Consider the following 531-nt stretch of genomic DNA (forward strand, 5'->3'; position numbering starts at 1 on the left):
CTGCAGAAGAGCTGACCGCCCGAGCCTGCCGGGATCATGCCCTGCCGTTGCGCTGCGTGAATTTGCGGTATATCGGCTTTGGCCATGAACGATCCGACCAGTCGATTGATGAGCACTTATGAGTTTGAAATCGGCCTTTTCCCTGTGTTGCCAGTGACATGATCAAGCACAATCCGCCTTCTCCCGAACCGTTGCACCGCGCCATTGCGCGGTTCGGCCAAGCCACTGTGCTGGTGGTCGGCGACTTCATCCTCGATCGTTTCGTCAACGGCGTCATCGAGCGGATCTCGCCGGAGGCACCGATCCCGGTGCTGCACGGGCGCGGCGAGACCTCGACCATGGGCGGCGCCGGCAATGTCGTGGCCAACATCGTTTCGCTCGGCGCTGCCGCTATTCCCGTCTCGGTCATAGGCACCGATGTGGCAGGCGATAGCCTGGTGCGGATGCTCGGCGAGCTTGGCGCCGATACGGCGGGCCTCGCGCAGGAGCGTGGTCGCATGACCTCGTCCAAAAGCCGCTTCAGCGCGCCCC

The 531-nt window shown here is 63.3% G+C and carries 1 protein-coding gene (only partly in view); it reads left to right on the top strand.

Annotated elements, in window-relative coordinates; genetic code table 11:
* Positions 1-158: 158 nt before the first annotated feature.
* On the top strand, positions 159-531 hold the beginning of the coding sequence (rfaE1, locus tag EOC06_RS12605; protein WP_128307903.1) for a D-glycero-beta-D-manno-heptose-7-phosphate kinase. Its footprint extends 1,133 nt past the window's final position; only the first 373 of its 1,506 coding nucleotides appear in the window; its start codon is at positions 159-161; its stop codon lies off the right edge, out of view.

Origin of the sequence: Mesorhizobium sp. M7A.F.Ca.MR.362.00.0.0 (assembly GCF_004023175.1) — a bacterium.
Classification (GTDB): domain Bacteria; phylum Pseudomonadota; class Alphaproteobacteria; order Rhizobiales; family Rhizobiaceae; genus Mesorhizobium.